Annotated in this window: 13 protein-coding genes and 1 pseudogene; 9 read left to right on the forward strand and 5 right to left on the reverse strand. The window is 72.9% G+C overall.

Annotation, left to right across the window (positions count from 1 at the left end; genetic code table 11):
* Positions 1–378: pseudogene (locus ADK86_RS09575) on the reverse strand (hypothetical protein); the annotation flags it as partial.
* Entirely contained in the window at positions 375–566 is a 192-nt protein-coding gene (locus ADK86_RS09580) for a hypothetical protein (protein ID WP_107088443.1), read from the reverse strand. The pseudogene ADK86_RS09575 and the gene ADK86_RS09580, both read right to left, overlap by 4 nt.
* A 248-nt stretch (positions 567–814) precedes the next feature.
* On the opposite strand from ADK86_RS09580, the gene ADK86_RS09585 reads away from it, so the two are divergent.
* Entirely contained in the window at positions 815–1,222 is a 408-nt protein-coding gene (locus ADK86_RS09585) for a RidA family protein (protein WP_053696181.1), read from the forward strand.
* Positions 1,223–1,254: 32 nt separating this feature from the next.
* On the opposite strand, the gene ADK86_RS09590 is transcribed toward ADK86_RS09585, so the two are convergent.
* Both ADK86_RS09590 and ADK86_RS09595 read right to left on the reverse strand, forming a co-directional pair.
* Positions 1,255–1,800, reverse strand: coding sequence for a cysteine hydrolase family protein (locus ADK86_RS09590; protein ID WP_053696182.1), 546 nt, complete (start codon positions 1,798–1,800; stop codon positions 1,255–1,257).
* Position 1,801: 1 nt separating this feature from the next.
* Entirely contained in the window at positions 1,802–3,280 is a 1,479-nt protein-coding gene (locus ADK86_RS09595) for an aminotransferase class I/II-fold pyridoxal phosphate-dependent enzyme (RefSeq protein WP_053696183.1), read from the reverse strand.
* A gap of 400 nt (positions 3,281–3,680) precedes the next feature.
* Here ADK86_RS09595 and fdh point away from each other — a divergent pair, with 400 nt between their 5' ends.
* From fdh to ADK86_RS09635, 8 genes are all read left to right on the forward strand, one after another.
* Positions 3,681–6,929: a formate dehydrogenase gene (fdh, locus tag ADK86_RS09600; RefSeq protein WP_053696184.1), complete on the forward strand. Its 3,249-nt coding sequence runs from the start codon at positions 3,681–3,683 to the stop codon at positions 6,927–6,929.
* Positions 6,926–7,855, forward strand: coding sequence for a 4Fe-4S dicluster domain-containing protein (locus ADK86_RS09605; protein WP_053696185.1), 930 nt, complete (start codon positions 6,926–6,928; stop codon positions 7,853–7,855). The genes fdh and ADK86_RS09605 overlap by 4 nt, the downstream gene beginning before the upstream one ends.
* The gene (gene nrfD / locus ADK86_RS09610; RefSeq protein ID WP_078951961.1) at positions 7,852–8,958 is read left to right on the forward strand and encodes an NrfD/PsrC family molybdoenzyme membrane anchor subunit; all 1,107 of its coding nucleotides are present in this window, start codon (positions 7,852–7,854) and stop codon (positions 8,956–8,958) included. Before ADK86_RS09605 ends, nrfD begins: the two co-directional genes overlap by 4 nt.
* On the forward strand, positions 8,955–9,341 hold the full coding sequence (locus ADK86_RS09615) for a hypothetical protein (RefSeq protein ID WP_053696186.1): 387 nt from the start codon (positions 8,955–8,957) through the stop codon (positions 9,339–9,341). Before nrfD ends, ADK86_RS09615 begins: the two co-directional genes overlap by 4 nt.
* A gap of 151 nt (positions 9,342–9,492) precedes the next feature.
* Positions 9,493–10,002, forward strand: a complete 510-nt coding sequence (locus ADK86_RS09620; RefSeq protein ID WP_053696187.1) for a MarR family winged helix-turn-helix transcriptional regulator — start codon at positions 9,493–9,495, stop codon at positions 10,000–10,002.
* A gap of 46 nt (positions 10,003–10,048) precedes the next feature.
* Positions 10,049–11,389: an FAD-dependent oxidoreductase gene (locus ADK86_RS09625; RefSeq protein WP_053696188.1), complete on the forward strand. Its 1,341-nt coding sequence runs from the start codon at positions 10,049–10,051 to the stop codon at positions 11,387–11,389.
* An 89-nt stretch (positions 11,390–11,478) separates the two neighbouring features.
* The gene (locus ADK86_RS09630; protein WP_053696189.1) at positions 11,479–12,810 is read left to right on the forward strand and encodes a diacylglycerol/lipid kinase family protein; all 1,332 of its coding nucleotides are present in this window, start codon (positions 11,479–11,481) and stop codon (positions 12,808–12,810) included.
* Positions 12,807–14,537, forward strand: a complete 1,731-nt coding sequence (locus tag ADK86_RS09635; RefSeq protein ID WP_053696190.1) for a SulP family inorganic anion transporter — start codon at positions 12,807–12,809, stop codon at positions 14,535–14,537. Before ADK86_RS09630 ends, ADK86_RS09635 begins: the two co-directional genes overlap by 4 nt.
* Before the next feature lie 10 nt (positions 14,538–14,547).
* Here ADK86_RS09635 and ADK86_RS09640 read toward each other — a convergent pair whose 3' ends face one another.
* On the reverse strand, positions 14,548–15,687 hold the full coding sequence (locus tag ADK86_RS09640; protein ID WP_420718832.1) for a lactonase family protein: 1,140 nt from the start codon (positions 15,685–15,687) through the stop codon (positions 14,548–14,550).
* Between the last annotated feature and the right edge of the window lie 25 nt (positions 15,688–15,712).

Here is a 15,712-nt window from a genome sequence, read left to right on the forward strand (position 1 = left end):
GTCGGGGGCGAGGCGGGAGAGTGTGGTGGCGAGTCCCCAGTCCACCCAGGCGACGGTCCACGCCTGCTCGGAGCCCTCGGGCGGCGCGGGGGGCGGCGGATCGGCGGGCGGCAGGGCGCCGAGGGCCAGGCCGATGGCGGCCGTCTCGCCCTGGGTCGGGGGGAGGCCGGTCAGGACGTACGGGGCGAGGATGTCCGCCCCGAGGATGCGTACCGCCCCCAGCGCTACGGCCGGGTCGCCCCCGGACTCCGACGCCGCGGCCTCGACGTGGGGCGCGGCCACTGCGGCGCCCCCGACACCCTGAAGGGCGTCGAGGGCGCGGCGGGCCAAGTGGTCCGCCGATTCGCTGTAGGCGGTTCGTGCGCGCTCCGAGATCACCGGCGCTTCGTTTCCTTGGGCTCCTTGGGCGAGAGCAGCAGCCCGAGCAGCAGGACGCCCCATCCGGCGCCTTCCGGAGCGGGCAGTGGCGCGTCACTCAGCGGCGCTTCGGGCTGGGCAGTGGCCCATCCCAGTGCTTCCCTGTCGAGCGCGAGGCCGGTGGTCCGAACGGTCTGGGCAAGCATCATTTCGCTCCCTCGAAGAGATGTCATCACCGTTGTCCGGTGATGCCCCGATGCCTTCTCCAAAGTACTCCTGAATCGACATATCGACCATTCGGGGTAAAGGGAGCGAAAGGGGTGTTCGGCTGCTGGGTCACCAACAGGTTCCCCCGTCACCGAAAAGTTCGTTCTTCCATGTCAGCGGCCACTCTCCTACGGTTCCCGGGTAACCACAGGAGACCGGGCGAACCCGGTCCGGGTGCCGAGGAGGCAGCATGTCCGTCACGCTGGTGAACCCCCAGGGGTTGCCGGAGATCCCCGCCTACCGTCAGGTGTCGATCGCGTCCGGATCGAAGCTGGTCTTCACCGCGGGGCAGGTTGCCTGGGACGCCGACGGGGCCACGGTCGGCGAGGGCGATCTCGTCGCGCAGGTCGAGCAGTGCTACCTCAACGTCGGTACGGCCCTGGCCGAGGCCGGTGCCACCTTCGGCGACGTGGTGAAGATGTCCGTCTACGTCGTGGACTGGACCCCGGACAAGCTGCCCCTGTTCATGGAGGGCGTCGCCCGGGCGTCCGCGAAGCTGGGCGTCACGCCGGTGCCGCCGTCCACGCTGCTGGGTGTCGCGGCGCTGCACATACCCGAGCACCTGGTGGAGGTCGAGGCGACCGCGGTCATCGACTGAACGGAGTGCTCAAAAGGGGAGTTGACGGCCTGTCAGCTGAACAGGTCGTCCGCTGCCGACTCCGTCACCCGCGCGCCCATGTTCCGCTCCATCATCCGCAAGGCCGCGTCGGCGAGGTCGGGGTGGATGTGGGCCACCGCGTCGCGCGGGACGGTCACGTCCAGGTGGCGGATGTGTGCGTCGAGGGCCGAGTACAGCACGCACTGCTCGGTGACCTGGCCGCACAGCACTATCCGCCGGATGCCGTGCTGGCCGAGCAGATACTCCAGGGGTGTTTCGTAGAAGATCGAGTGGCGGGCCTTGACCACGAACATCGAGGAGTCGTCGGGGCGGAGCGGCTCGACCACGTCGGCGTGCGGGCCGTCCAGCGCCGTACGCAGGATCTCGTCGTGGTGCGAGCGCCACCGGCCGAAGTTGTCGTTGACGTAGATGACCTCGACGTCCGAGGCGTCGGCGCGGGCGCGTTCCAGGGCGCGCAGCATGCCGGGCAGCGCCTCGCGGACCGACGGCAGCAGCCGCTCGGCGTCCTCGTGCTCGTAGGTGTTGATCATGTCGATGACGATGAGCGCCGACCGCATGTCAGCCGTTCCCCTCGACGAGCACCCGGATGGTCTTCAGCTCGGGGTCGGCCGCGTCCGGCACGTTCATCCCGGCCCGTACCCCGCTCGTCAGATAGCGCACCACCGGCGCGTCGAGCCGCTCGCCCGGCAGGGCCGCCGGGATGCCCGGGGGATAGGGCGTCAGCATCTCCGCCACGATCCGGCCGGCCGCCGCGCTCGCCGGTACGTCCTCGGTCTCGCCGAAGTACGCGTCGCGCGGCAGGCACACCTGCTCCAGCCGCAGTTCGCCCGGCGACGGCACCGCCACCTCGGGTGCCGGGCGCAGTTCCGCCGCGTGCCGCGACAGGTCGCGCAGGGCGTCGAGCAGCACCGCGGCGGTCGAGGTGTCGTCCGCGTGGGTGAGCTGGGCGCTGATCCGGCGGTGGTCGGCGAGGTGGGCGTCCACGGCGCGGTGTTCGCGCAGCCAGTCCGCGGCCCGGTAGCCGCTCGTGCCCAGCCCGCTGACGTCGATCACCACGGGCAGCGGGTCGAAGTCGTGGGCCAGGCCGGGGCCGCAGAAGTCGGCCCGGTCGTTGACGTGCAGCCCGTCGATGGCCTCGATGTCGGCGCGTACCCGGGCGGCCAGGTCCAGGGCCCGGCCCATCAGGTCACGGCCCCGCAGGGCCATCTGCCGCCGCCAGCCGTCCAGCCCGGCGTACAGCAGCACCGAAGGGCTGGTCGTGCCGAACAGGTCCGCCCGTGACTTCAGTACCGTCGGCTGGATCAGATCGCCCCGCAGGTGGAACACCGAGCCCTGCTCCAGCCCGCTGCCCATCTTGTGGATGCTGGTCACACAGACATCGGCGCCCGCGTCCATCGCCCAGGACGGCAGGTCCGGGTGGAAGGGCAGGTGCGCGCCCCACGCCTCGTCCACGATCAGCGGGCGCCCGCGCCGGTGGCACACCTCCGCCAGGGCGCGCAGGTCCGCGCAGGCGCCGTACGGGGTCGGGCTGGTCACCAGCGCCCCGCGCGCGTCCGGGTGCTCCGCGAAGGCCCGCTCGAACGCCTCGGCCGACGGGGGATGGGCGATCCGGCGCTCCTTGTCCCACTGCGGGTCCACCCAGATCGGCTCCATGCCGGAGAGGATCAGCCCCGACACCACGGACTTGTGCGCGTCCCGGCCGACCAGCAGTTTCTCGTGCGGCCCCGCCACCGACAGCATCGCCGCCTTGACGGACAGGGAGCTGCCGCAGGTGGAGAAGAAGGTGTGTGATGCGTGCACCGCGTCCGCCATCAGGGCCTCGGCCCGCTCCAGCACCTCGGCCCGGCCCAGCCGGTCGTCCAGCCCGCCGGAGGCCAGCAGATCGCCGTGGAACACCGCGTCGCCGAGCACTTCGCGCACCATCGGGTCGGCGCCGCGGGCCTGCTTGTGTCCCGGTGGCGTGAAGGAGACCTCGCCCGCCGTCCGGTAGCGGGCCAGCGCCTCCAGAACCGGGGCCTGCGTGTGATCGACAGCCATGCGGCAGGGGTTCCCCGGGCCCGGACGGGTCAATCACCCGCACCGATCGTTCGCGCCGTGCCGCGCCTGGGGCCCGTGTTTTCACCCGTACGGCACTCGTACGGCACCTGGGCGGCACGCGCTCGGCACCCGTACGGCACCGGCCGGGCGCGTCCCGGTGCCGCCCACCGGGCGCCCGCAGGCCCCGCACGGCGCCGGTGGATCTTTCCCGTCCGGGCGGGTTTTCCCAGCCCGGCGCGGGGAACCCGCCCCCGCGCCGCCGGTCCGGCACCGGTGGCACCGGCCCGCCGCGGCAGTGCGCCGCCTGCCGCCCCCGCTCGCAGCGGGAGCTTCGGCGGGCGAGCCTTTTGAAGAGGCACCCGCCGCCTCGGCGGACCGCAGACGCGCGGGAGGAGAAGCGATGGGCGTGCGCAAACGGGTTCGCGACTGGCCCGTGTACCGGCAGCTGACCGGGGGCGACCCGCTGGGCCGCGGCCGCGCCGCGATGTCGCCGTACACCGAGGGGCTGCGCCCGCGCACCGGCACCGCCGACCGGATGGTGCGCTCGGTCTGCCCGTACTGCGCGGTCGGCTGCGGCCAGCAGGTGTACGTCAAGGACGAGCAGGTCGTCCAGATCGAGGGCGACCCCGACTCGCCCGTCAGCCGCGGCCGGCTCTGCCCCAAGGGCTCGGCGACCCTCCAGCTCACCACCGGCTCCTCGCGCCGCCACCAGGTGCTCCACCGGCGCCCGTACGGCACGGACTGGGAGCCGCTGGACCTGGAGACGGCCATGGACATGGTCGCCGACCGGGTCATCGAGACGCGTCGCCGTACCTGGGAGTGGGAGTCCGCCGAAGGGCTCCGTACGGCCCGCACGCTGGGCATCGCCAGCCTGGGCGGCGCCACCCTCGACAACGAGGAGAACTACCTCATCAAGAAGCTGCTGACCGGCCTCGGCGTGGTCCAGGTGGAGAACCAGGCGCGGGTCTGCCACAGCTCCACCGTCGCCGGGCTCGGCACGTCCTTCGGGCGTGGCGGCGCGACCACCTTCATGCAGGACCTCCAGCACGCGGACTGCATCGTCATCCAGGGCTCGAACTTCGCCGAGGCGCACCCGGTCGGCTTCCAGTGGGTCATGGAGGCCAAGGCCCGCGGCGCCCGCGTCATCCACGTCGATCCGCGCTACACCCGTACGAGCGCCCTGGCCGACCTGCACGTCCCGATCCGGGCGGGCAGCGACATCGCCTTTCTCGGCGGGATCATCAACCACGTCCTGACCGAGGAGAAGGACTTCCGCGAGTACGTTCTGCACTACACCAACGCCGCCACCCTGGTCGGCGAGGACTTCGAGGACACCGAGGACCTGGACGGCGTCTTCTCCGGACTGGAGGAGGCGGAGCACCACTACGACCCGATGAGCTGGCAGTACGACGGCGTGGACGTCCAGGCGCCGGCCGGCGAGGTGGACGAGCAGTACGAGGCGCGCGTCAAGGAGGCCGGCGGCTCCGAGACGCACGGCTCCGGCGGCGCCCGCACCGGCTCCCAGGCACCCCGCGACGAGACGCTGCGGCACCCGCGCTGCGTCTACCAGATCCTCAAGCGCCACTACGCCCGCTACACCCCCGAGATGGTCGAGCGGATCTGCGGCGTGCCGCGGAAGACGTTCCTGCGGGTGTGCGAGGCCCTGACCGCCAACTCGGGCCCGGACCGCACCAGCGCCTTCTGCTACGCGGTGGGCTGGACCCAGCACTCGGTCGGCGCGCAGTACATCCGCGCCGCGAGCGTGCTGCAACTCCTCCTGGGCAACATCGGCCGCCCCGGCGGCGGCATCCAGGCCCTGCGCGGCCACGCCTCGATCCAGGGCTCCAGCGACATCCCGACCCTCTTCAACCTGCTGCCCGGCTATCTGCCGATGCCGCACGCGCACGCCCACGAGGACCTGGACACCTTCGTGAACGCGAGCCGCACCGAGAAGGGCTTCTGGGGCGACATGCGCGCCTACTTCGTCAGCCTGCTCAAGTCGTACTACGGGGACGCGGCCACCCCCGGCAACGACTACTGCTTCGGCCATCTGCCGCGGCTGACCGGCGCGCATTCCACGTACGAGACCGTCATGGCGCAGCTGGACGGCACCTGCAAGGGCTACTTCCTGATGGGGGAGAACCCCGCCGTCGGCTCCGCCAACACCCGCCTCCAGCGCCTGGGCATGGCCAACCTGGAGTGGCTGGTGGTCCGGGACTTCTCGCTGATCGAGTCGGCGACCTGGTGGCAGGACGGCCCGGAGATCGAGACCGGCGAACTGCGTACCGAGGACATCGGCACCGAGGTGTTCTTCTTCCCGGCCGCCGCGCACACCGAGAAGTCCGGGTCCTTCACCAACACCAACCGCTGGGTGCAGTGGCACCACGCGGCCGTCGAGCCGGAGGGCGAGGCCCGCAGCGACCTGTGGTTCATGTACCACCTCGGCCGGCGCATCAAGGCGAAGCTGGCCGCCTCCACCGATCCCATGGACCGGCCCGTACAGGACCTGACCTGGGACTATCCGACCGAGGGGCCGCTGGAGGAACCGGTCGCCGACGCCGTGCTCGCCGAGATCAACGGTCGCGGCCCGGACGGCGCCCCGCTCACCGCGTACACCGAGCTGAAGGACGACGGCTCGACGCAATGCGGCTGCTGGATCTACTGCGGCGTGTACGCGAACGGCGTCAACCAGGCGGCCCGCAAGAAGCCGCACACCGAACAGGACTGGGTGGCCGCCGAGTGGGCCTGGGCCTGGCCCGCCAACCGCCGCATCCTCTACAACCGCGCCTCGGCAGCGCCGGACGGCACGCCGTGGAGCGAACGCAAGGCGTACGTGTGGTGGGACCCGGACGAGGGCCGGTGGACCGGCCACGACATCCCGGACTTCGTGCCCGACCGCGCACCCGATTACGTGCCGCCCGAGGACGCGAGCGGCCCTGACGCGCTGCGCGGCGACGACCCGTTCATCATGCAGGCGGACGGCAAGGGCTGGCTGTACGCGCCCGCGGGCCTGGTGGACGGGCCGCTGCCCACCCATTACGAGCCGCAGGACTCCCCGTTCGGCAACGCGCTCTACCCGTCCACGCCGCGCTCGCCCGTCCGCCGTATCCACCCGCGGGAAGGCAACCGCTACCACCCCAGCGGCGACGAACCGGGCGCCGACGTCTACCCGTACGTCGTCACCACCCACCGCCTCACCGAGCACTTCACCGCGGGCGGCATGAGCCGCTGGTCGCCCTACCTCGCCGAACTCCAGCCGGAGTTCTTCTGCGAGGTCTCCCCGCAGCTCGCCGCCGAACGCGGCCTGGAGCACCTGGGCTGGGCCACCATCGTCACCGCGCGCAACGCCGTCGAGGCCCGCGTCATGGTGACCGAACGGATCAAGTCGCTGACCGTACAGGGCCGTACGGTCCACCAGATCGGCCTGCCGTTCCACTGGGGGCCCAACGGCGTGGTGACCGGCGACGCCGCCAACGAGCTGGTCGCCATCGCGCTCGATCCCAACGCCCACATCCAGGAGGACAAGGCGCTGACCGCGGACATCCGGCCGGGCCGCCGGCCGCGCGGCCCCGACCTGCCGCGGCTGGTGGCGGCCTACCGCGAGCGCGCCGGCATCGATGAGAGCACCGGGACGGAGGCCCGCGCATGACCGACCACCTGCTCAGCGGCGTCGAACCGGACCCGGCGGGGGACGCGGGCCACTTCGACGCGCCGCCCCGCTCGGGCTTCTTCACCGACACCTCGGTGTGCATCGGCTGCAAGGCGTGCGAGGTCGCCTGCAAGGAGTGGAACGCCATCCCCGAGGACGGGCTGTCCCTGACCGGGATGAGCTACGACAACACCCAGGGGCTCGGGGCCTCGACCTGGCGGCACGTGGCCTTCATCGAACAGCCGCCGCCGTCCGCCGGGGGGCGTACGGAACTGCCGCCGGCCGACCCGCAGGAGGCCGGTCCGGACGGCCAGGGCGGTGATCTGCGCTGGCTGATGGCCTCCGACGTGTGCAAGCACTGCACTCACGCGGCCTGTCTGGACGTCTGCCCCACCGGGTCGCTCTTCCGTACCGAGTTCGGCACCGTCGTGGTCCAGGAGGACATTTGCAACGGCTGCGGCTACTGCGTCCCCGCCTGCCCGTACGGCGTCATCGAGCAGCGCCCGTCCGACGGCCGCGCCTTCAAGTGCACGATGTGCTACGACCGGCTCGGCGCCGGGCAGGAACCCGCCTGCGCCAAGGCGTGCCCGACCGAATCCATCCAGTTCGGGCCGCTGGACGAACTCCGCGAACGGGCCGCGCTCCGCGTCGATCAGCTGCACGCGGCCGGTGTCACCGACGCGCGGCTGTACGGGCACGAGCCCACCGACGGCGTCGGCGGCGACGGCGCGTTCTTCCTGCTCCTCGACGAACCCGAGGTCTACGGACTGCCGCCGGACCCGGTGGTCACCACCCGCGACCTGCCCGCGATGTGGAAGCACGCGGGCGGTGCGGCGCTCTCGCTGATCGGCGGCGCTGCGCTGTCGTTCGCGGTGCCCGCGCTGAAACACCTGGCCAGGACCACCGGACGGAAGGGATGGCGATGACCGGCTCCGATGTCACCCGCGAGGGCCCGGAGGGCGAGCGCCCCGGCCGGGAGGCCGCGCCGGAGATACTGCGCGGCGGGCCCGACGGGGGGAAGCCGGGCCGGGGCGCCGGGCAGCGGGGGCGGCGGCGCGGCAAGGGCAGGCACGGTGGCCGGGGCGAGCAGCTGATGGCGCCGCCGGCCGAGTTCCAGTCGTACTACGGCAGGCCGGTGATCAAGGCTCCCGCCTGGCGCGCCCGGGACATCGCCGGATACTTCTTCCTCGGCGGCCTGGCCGGTGCCGGATCGGTGCTGGCCGCCGGCGCCCACGCGACGGGCCGCACCACCACCGCGACCGCGATGAAGGTCTCCTCCCTCGCGGCGGTCTCCCTGTCCACCGCCGCCCTCGTCAACGACCTCGGCAGGCCGGACCGCTTCGCGAACATGCTGCGGGTGCTCAAGCCGACGTCGCCGATGAGCGTCGGCTCCTGGCTGCTGGCCGCCTACGGGCCCGCCGCGGGCGCCGCGGCGGCCTGCGCGGTCACCGGGCGGCTGCCCCGGGCGGGCGCCGCGGCGACCGGCGCCGCGGCGCTCCTGGGCCCGGCCGTCGCCACGTACACCGCGGTCCTCGCGGCGGACACCGCCGTACCCGCCTGGCACGGCGCCCACCGCGAACTGCCGTATCTGTTCGCCGTGTCGGCGACGGCCGCGGCCTCCGGTATGGCGCTCGTCGTCGGGCCCGTACGGGAGACCGCGCCCGCCCGCTGCGCCGCGGTCCTGGCCGCGGTGGCCGACAGTGCCGTGCACAAGGCCGCCGAGGAACGGCTCGGCATGGTCGCGGAGACCTACCGCACCGGCCGGGCCGGAAAGCTGCTGCGTACGGCGCGCGCCCTCACGGCGCTCGGCGCGGCGGGCGGCGCGCTGTTCGGAGGCCGCGCCCGTCCCCTGGCCGCCGCGAGCGGCCTCGCCCTGCTCGCCGGTTCCGCGTGCACCCGCTTCGGGATCTTCGCGGCCGGCATCGCCTCCGCCGAGGACCCGAAGTACACCGTCGTACCCCAACGGGCGGCCAAGGAAGCCCGCCGCACCACCCCAGCGCCCAGCGTGGAGAGGACACAGCCCACATGACCCGCACACCCCACAACGACGAACCCGCGCAGGTCGTGCTCAGCGCGCGGTCCCCGGCCGACGCCGAGGCCGTGTTCAGCACGCTGCGCAGCTGCTTCGCCTCCGACCGGGCGGCCGGCGACACCCCGCACGACGAGCCCAACCGGTCCGGCCACCCGATGGTCTGGACGGAGAACTTCGAGACCTCGGAGGTGCAGGGCGATGTCCGCGAGGGCACCCAGCCGGCCGCCGCCGTCACCGTGAACCTCCAGGGCAGCCCGCTGGCCGTGGACCGGCTGCGGGAGGTGCTGACGCGTGCCTTCGCCGTCCGTGCGGAGGGCACGGTGTCGGGCGACCAGGAGGTCGAACTCCAGCTCGTCCTGGAGAGCCCGGACAACGGCTGACGCGCCCCGACACGGCCCGATACGCCACCGGTGCCGCGGACCCGCGCAGGGTCCGCGGCACCGGTGCGTTGCGGGTGACGGCCATCTCTCTCGATTCTCGTGTATCTTGGAAATCGAGAGAGATGGTCGAGCATGGAAGGACGGGCGTCGCGTGCCGGAGGAAAACGAGTCGGTCAAGGCGGCCCTGGGGCGGGCGGTGCAGGCGTACCAGGGGGCCGTCGACGACTTCGACCGCGAGGTCGCACGTCTGCTGGGGGTCAACGAGACCGACCTGCGGTGCCTGGAGCTGCTGCTCGCCGCCGAGCGGGCCACCCCCGGCGAGCTCGGCGGGCGGCTGGGGCTGACCACGGGCAGCGTGACCGCGATGATCGACCGGCTGGAGAAGCGCGGCTACCTGGCGCGCGCCCCGCACCCCACCGACCGGCGCAGCACGCTGGTGCAGGTCACCCCCGAACTCCAGGAGCGCGCCCGCGCGCTGATGATGCCCTTCGTCGAGGACTCCGCCGCGCAGGTCTACGCCCGGTACGACGACGAACAGCTGGCCCTGGTCGCCGACTTCCTCGACTTCAACCGCGAGGTGCAGGAGCGGCACACCGAGCGGCTGCGCGCCGTGGCCGCACCGAAGCGCGGCAGCGGCAAGGCCGGTCCCGTTTCCGCGTGACAAGCCGGTCTCCGGCCCCACCCCCGAGCGAGAAGAAGGCAGTCCCATGCACGTGATGATCATTGGTGCCGGTACCGGCGGCCTCGCGCTGGCGCACGGCCTGCGGCGCGCCGGCATCAGGTGCACGGTCTTCGAACGCGACCGCACCCGCGGCGGCGGCCTCCAGGGCTACCGCGTCGGCATCGACCACGACGGCAGCCGCGCCCTGTCCCGGCTGCTGCCGCCCGAGCTGTTCGACACCTTCGTGGCCACCTGCGCCCGTACCCCCGACCACTTCACCATGTACACGGAGAAGTACAAGGAAGTGCTCTCCCTGAGCGGCTTCGCGCGGGCGAGCGAGGACGGGGCCGGGGCGGAACGCTCGGTCTCGCGCATGACGCTGCGTCAGGTGCTGCTGACCGGACTGGAAGAAGTGGTGCGGTTCGACAAGGCTTTCACCCACTACGGGCGCAACCCCGACGGCACGGTCACCGCGCATTTCGAGGACGGCACATCCGCCACCGGCGACGTGCTGGTCGGCGCGGACGGCACCAACTCGCGGGTCCGCCGCCAGTACCTGCCGCACGCGGAACTCAAGGACGCCGGAATCACCGCCATCGGCGGCAAGGTTCCCCTGACGGACATCACCCGCACGCTGCTGACCGAGAAGACCGTCGACGGCGTCAACCTCTTCCTCGCGCCCGGTGGTTACTCCCTGATCCTCCACGTCATGCGGTTCCCCTGGGACGAGAACGGGGCGCCCAGGAGCGGCATCGGCGCCACCGACGCCGACCTCATCAAGAACTGGCCGGGCCTCCAGTTCGACAACACCCGCGACTACATCATGCTCGGCATCAGCGGCGCCACGCGGAACCTGCCCGCCGACATCCACGAGCGGGACGGGGCGGGGCTGCATGAGCTGTTCCGGGAGCTGACCCGCACCTGGGACGCGCGTCTGCGCACACTCGTCGACCTGGTGGACCCCTCGACCTGCTTCCCGATCCGGATACGCACCTCCGTACCGGTCGAGCAGTGGCCCTCCAGCAACATCACCCTCATCGGCGACGCCATCCACACCATGACCCCGGGCCGCGGCGTCGGCGCCAACACCGCGCTGCGCGACGCCCTGCTGCTGTGCCGCAACCTGACCGCCGTCCGCGACGGCCGGATGTCCCTGGTCCCCGCGGTCCGCGACTACGAGACCCAGATGATCGATTACGGCTTCGACGCGGTGCGCAAGTCCCTGGAGCAGATGGACGGCAACGCGCCGGTCCACAAGCCCGTCCTCGGCCGCGCCGTCCTCGCCGCGATGCGCACCGGCATGCGGCTGGTCAATCATCTGCCGCCGGTCAAGCGGAAGATGGCCGCTTCGATGCAGGCATACCGGGGCCAGGACCGCGACGCATAGCGCCGAAATCAGCCGATGTGACGGGCTCCGGACGGGTGCCTTCCGCGCGGACGGCGTGCCAAGCTGGCGGTGGCAGGCTGGAGGCCGTCATGACAGCTCTGACTGCTCGGGAACGCTGGCTGGCCCGCGCCGCGTTGCTCGCGGCGGCGGCAGCCGTGGTGGTGCTGCTGCTCTTCGCGGGCCTGCGCGCCGTCGCCCTGCTCGGGGTGGGGGCCGGCGGCCTGGTGGTGACGGCGGCCGGCCTGTGGTGGGCGCTCACGCACCGCGGCGCCCGGCGGGCCCTCGCCCTCGCGCTGGCCGTCGCGGCGCCGGTGCTCGTGCTGATCGCGTACGTGAACCGCCATGTGGCCTGGGTCGTCGCGCTGTCCGCCGCGCTGTGGCTGGCCGCCGTCGTGGCCGGGCGGTCCGCCCTCGTACGCGTGGACCGGCCGGCCGCGATGCCCGAGGCACCGGCCGTGCCGCCCCGGCAGCCCTTCATGATCATGAATCCGCGCTCCGGCGGCGGGAAGGTGGCGCGGTTCGGGCTGCGGGAGAAGGCGGAGGCCCTGGGGGCGGACGTGGCCCTGCTGGAAGGGCCGGGCACCATCGATGTGGCCGGGCTGGCGCAGGTGGCCGTGGCCAAGGGCGCCGATGCCCTCGGCGTGGCGGGCGGCGACGGTACGCAGGCGATCGTCGCCGATGTCGCCGCCGAGCACGGTGTGCCGCTGCTGGTCATCCCGGCCGGCACCCGCAACCACTTCGCCCTCGACCTGGGACTGGACCGCGACGACCCCGCGAAGGCCCTCGACGCGCTGCGGGACGGCACCGAGGTGCGCGTCGACCTCGGCCGGGCGGGCGGGCGTCCGTTCGTGAACAACGTGTCGTTCGGGGCGTACGCCGAAGTGGTCCAGAGCCCGTCCTACCGCGGCGGGAAGACCCGTACCGTCGCGGACGTGCTCCCGGACTACCTCATGGGGCACCGCGGCGCCCGCCTGACGGCCCGCACCGGCGACGTGGTCGTCTCCGGGCCGCAGGCCGTGCTGGTCAGCAACAACCCCTACGGCATGGGGGACATCACCGGGCTGGGGCGGCGGCCGTACCTGAACGGCGGGGTGCTCGGCATGATCGGCGTACGGGTGTCGAGCGCCGCGCAGGCCGCCGGGCTGCTCCGGGGGCGGCGCTCCAGCGGACTGACCCGGGCGACGGGCCGGACGGTGACCGTGGACGCGGACCGGGACCGGATACCGGTCGGTGTCGACGGCGAGGCGCTGACCCTGCCCGTACCCGTGCGCTGCGAGGTGCGGCCGTCGGCCCTGCGCGTGCTCGTGCCCCGGGAGCGCCCCGGCGTGCCCGGCCCCCGGCCGCACATCGCCTGGAAACGGATCCTCCGGCTCGCCATGGTGCCGGACCGGCCCGCCGCCGAAAGCGCCGCCCGCCGATGACCGACGTACGGCAGGCCGTGCCCGGTTTCCGCATGCTGTCAACGTACCGGCGCGCCTGGCTCGCCAAGGACCTGGTCGCCGGTGTCGTCCTGACGACCCTGCTGGTGCCGCAGGGCATGGCGTACGCGGACCTGGCCGGACTGCCGCCGATCACCGGTCTGTACACCTCCGTCCTGTGCCTGGTCGGCTATGCGGTGTGCGGTCCGTCGCGCATCCTGGTGCTGGGCCCGGACTCCTCGCTCGGGCCCATGATCGCGGCGACCGTGCTGCCGCTCGTCGCGTCCGGCGGCGATCCGGGACGCGCGGTCGCGCTCGCCTCGATGCTCGCCCTGATGGTCGGCGCCGTGATGGTCCTGGCGTCGGTGGCGAAGCTCGGCTTCGTCGCCGACCTGATCTCCAAGCCGACCATGATCGGCTATATGAACGGGCTGGCGCTGACCATCATGATCGGACAGCTGCCGAAGCTGCTGGGGTTCGGCGTCGACGGGGACGGCCTGATCGACGAGGCCGCCGGTGTCGTCCGGGGGCTGGCGGACGGCGAGGCGGTCCCGGCGGCGGCCGCGGTCGGCTGTGCCGGGGTCGTGCTGGTCCTGGTGCTGCAACGGGTCCTGCCGAAGGTGCCGGCGATCCTCGTCATGGTGGTGCTGGCGATCGGCGCCACGGCACTCTTCGACCTGGACAAACACGGCGTCGACACGGTCGGCGTGCTCCCCGAGGGATTCCCGCCGTTCACCGTCCCCCAGGTGCAACTGGACGATCTGGGACTGCTGTTCGCCGGCGCCCTGGGGATCGCCCTGGTGTCGCTGGCCGACACGATCTCCACCGCCTCGGCCTTCGCGGCCCGTACCGGCCAGGAGGTCCGGGGCAACCAGGAGATGGCCGGGATCGGCGCGGCGAACCTGGCCGCCGGCCTCTTCCAGGGCTTCCCGGTCAGTACGAGCGGCTCGCGCACCGCCGTGGCGGAGCGCGCCGGAGCCCGCACCCAGCTCACCGGACTGGTCGGGGCGGTCCTGATCACCCTCATGATCGTGCTGCTCCCCGGCCTCTTCCGCGACCTCCCGCAGCCCGCGCTGGCCGCCGTCGTCATCACCGCGTCCCTGTCCCTGACCGACCTGCCCGGGGCGGCGCGGCTGTGGCGCCAGCGCAAGGCGGAGTGCCTGCTGTCGGTCGCCGCCTTCCTCGGCGTCGCGCTGCTCGGTGTGCTGCCGGGCATCGCGATCGCCGTCGGGCTGTCCATCCTCAACGTGTTCCGGCGCGCGTGGTGGCCGTACGAGACCGTGCTCGGCCGGGTGGCCGGGCTGGAGGGCTACCACGACATCCGCTCGTACCCGGGCGCCGGCCAACTGCCCGGCCTGGTCCTCTACCGCTTCGACGCGCCGCTGTTCTTCGCCAACGCCAAGACCTTCCGCGACGCGGTACGCAGACTCGCCCGCGCCGATCCGCCGCCCGCCTGGATCGTGGTCGCCGCCGAGCCGGTGACCGATGTGGACACCACCGCCGCCGACGTGCTGGAAGAACTCGACCGGACCCTGAACGCGCAGGGCGTCCACCTGGTCTTCGCCGAGCTCAAGGACCCCGTCCGCCGCAAGATCGAGCGCTATGAGCTGACCCGCACCATCGACCCGGACCACTTCTTCCCCACGGTGGAGGCCGCCGTCGCCGCCTTCCAGGCGCGTACCGGGGCCCGGTGGGCCGACCCGGAGCGCGCGGAAGGCGGCCGGGGGTGAAGGTGCGGCGTCAGACGGGCAGTACGCAGCCCAGCGACGACGTGGCGAACGGCGGCCCTGAGGGGGTGAGGGCGCCGGAGTCCTGGTTCACGGTGAAGGCGGCGACCGTCCTGCCGTACTGGTTGGCCGCGAAGAGCAGCGTGCCCGACGGCGCGAGGCCGATGTGCCGGGGCCAGGAGCCGCCGCTGGGCACGGTGTCCAGCAGGCGCAGACCGGCGCCGCCGCCGGTGACGGAGAACCGGGCGACGCTCTCGTGGCCCCGGTTGGACAGGTAGAGGAACCGGCCGTCGGCCGAAATCACCACCTCGGCGGGGTAGTTGCGGACGACCGCCGCCGCACCGGCGGGGACGGTGGGCAGGCTCTCGCCGCGGGTCAGCGCGCCGGTTGCCGCGTTGAGCGCGTAGACGGTGACCGTGCTGTTCAGCTCGTTGGCCACGTAGGCGTACGGGGCCGTGGGGTGGAAGACCATGTGCCGGGGGCCCGCGCCGGGGACCGAACGGACCTCGGAGACCGGCCGCAGCGCGCCGTTCGCGGGGTCGAGCCGGTAGGTGTACACCGTGTCGGTGCCCAGGTCGACGGCGAAGACGTGCGCGCCCCTGGGGTCGGTGAGGATCTGATGCGCGTGCGGGCCCTCCTGGCGCCCGGGGTCGGGTCCGGAGCCGGTGTGCTGGACCAGGGCGGTACGGGCGCCCACGCTGCCATCGGCGCTGATCGTGTGCGCCGCGACGCTGCCCGCGCCGTAGTTCGCGCTGAGCAGATAGCGGCCGGTGGGGTGCACGGACAGGTGGGTGACGTTGGCGCCGCCGGTGGACCGCGCCGGGCCCAGCGCGGCCAGTGCGCCCCCGGCGCCGATGGCGAAGGCCCGTACGGCGCCCTGCCGTCCGCTGTTGTCCAGTGCGTAGAGCACCTTGCCGTTGGGGGAGACGGCAAGGAAGGAGGGGTCGGTCACGGCGGGGAAGCTGCTCTGCCGGGTCAGCGCGCCGGTCGTGGTGTCGTACGAGCAGGTGATGATGCCGTTGCCGTACGTCCCGAGAAACGCCGGCCGTTGACCGGTGGTGCACTCGGGGCGGGAGGGTGACGGCAGGGCCCACGCGGCGGTCGTGCGGACCCCGAGCGCGGCGCCGAGCGCGCCGGCGCCCACTGCCCCGATGAGCGAGCGGCGGGCCCGGGCGGGG

This window comes from Streptomyces sp. NRRL F-5755 (assembly GCF_001279365.1).
GTDB lineage: Bacteria > Actinomycetota > Actinomycetes > Streptomycetales > Streptomycetaceae > Streptomyces > Streptomyces rimosus.

Excerpts from the sequence above, each read along its gene's own strand:
- ADK86_RS09580 (WP_107088443.1), bottom strand. The coding sequence starts at position 566 with ATGATGCTTGCCCAGACCGTTCGGACCACCGGCCTCGCGCTCGACAGG.
- ADK86_RS09585 (WP_053696181.1), top strand. The coding sequence starts at position 815 with ATGTCCGTCACGCTGGTGAACCCCCAGGGGTTGCCGGAGATCCCCGCC.
- ADK86_RS09590 (WP_053696182.1), bottom strand. The coding sequence starts at position 1,800 with ATGCGGTCGGCGCTCATCGTCATCGACATGATCAACACCTACGAGCAC.
- ADK86_RS09595 (WP_053696183.1), bottom strand. The coding sequence starts at position 3,280 with ATGGCTGTCGATCACACGCAGGCCCCGGTTCTGGAGGCGCTGGCCCGC.
- fdh (WP_053696184.1), top strand. The coding sequence starts at position 3,681 with ATGGGCGTGCGCAAACGGGTTCGCGACTGGCCCGTGTACCGGCAGCTG.
- ADK86_RS09605 (WP_053696185.1), top strand. The coding sequence starts at position 6,926 with ATGACCGACCACCTGCTCAGCGGCGTCGAACCGGACCCGGCGGGGGAC.
- nrfD (WP_078951961.1), top strand. The coding sequence starts at position 7,852 with ATGACCGGCTCCGATGTCACCCGCGAGGGCCCGGAGGGCGAGCGCCCC.
- ADK86_RS09615 (WP_053696186.1), top strand. The coding sequence starts at position 8,955 with ATGACCCGCACACCCCACAACGACGAACCCGCGCAGGTCGTGCTCAGC.
- ADK86_RS09625 (WP_053696188.1), top strand. The coding sequence starts at position 10,049 with ATGCACGTGATGATCATTGGTGCCGGTACCGGCGGCCTCGCGCTGGCG.
- ADK86_RS09630 (WP_053696189.1), top strand. The coding sequence starts at position 11,479 with ATGACAGCTCTGACTGCTCGGGAACGCTGGCTGGCCCGCGCCGCGTTG.
- ADK86_RS09635 (WP_053696190.1), top strand. The coding sequence starts at position 12,807 with ATGACCGACGTACGGCAGGCCGTGCCCGGTTTCCGCATGCTGTCAACG.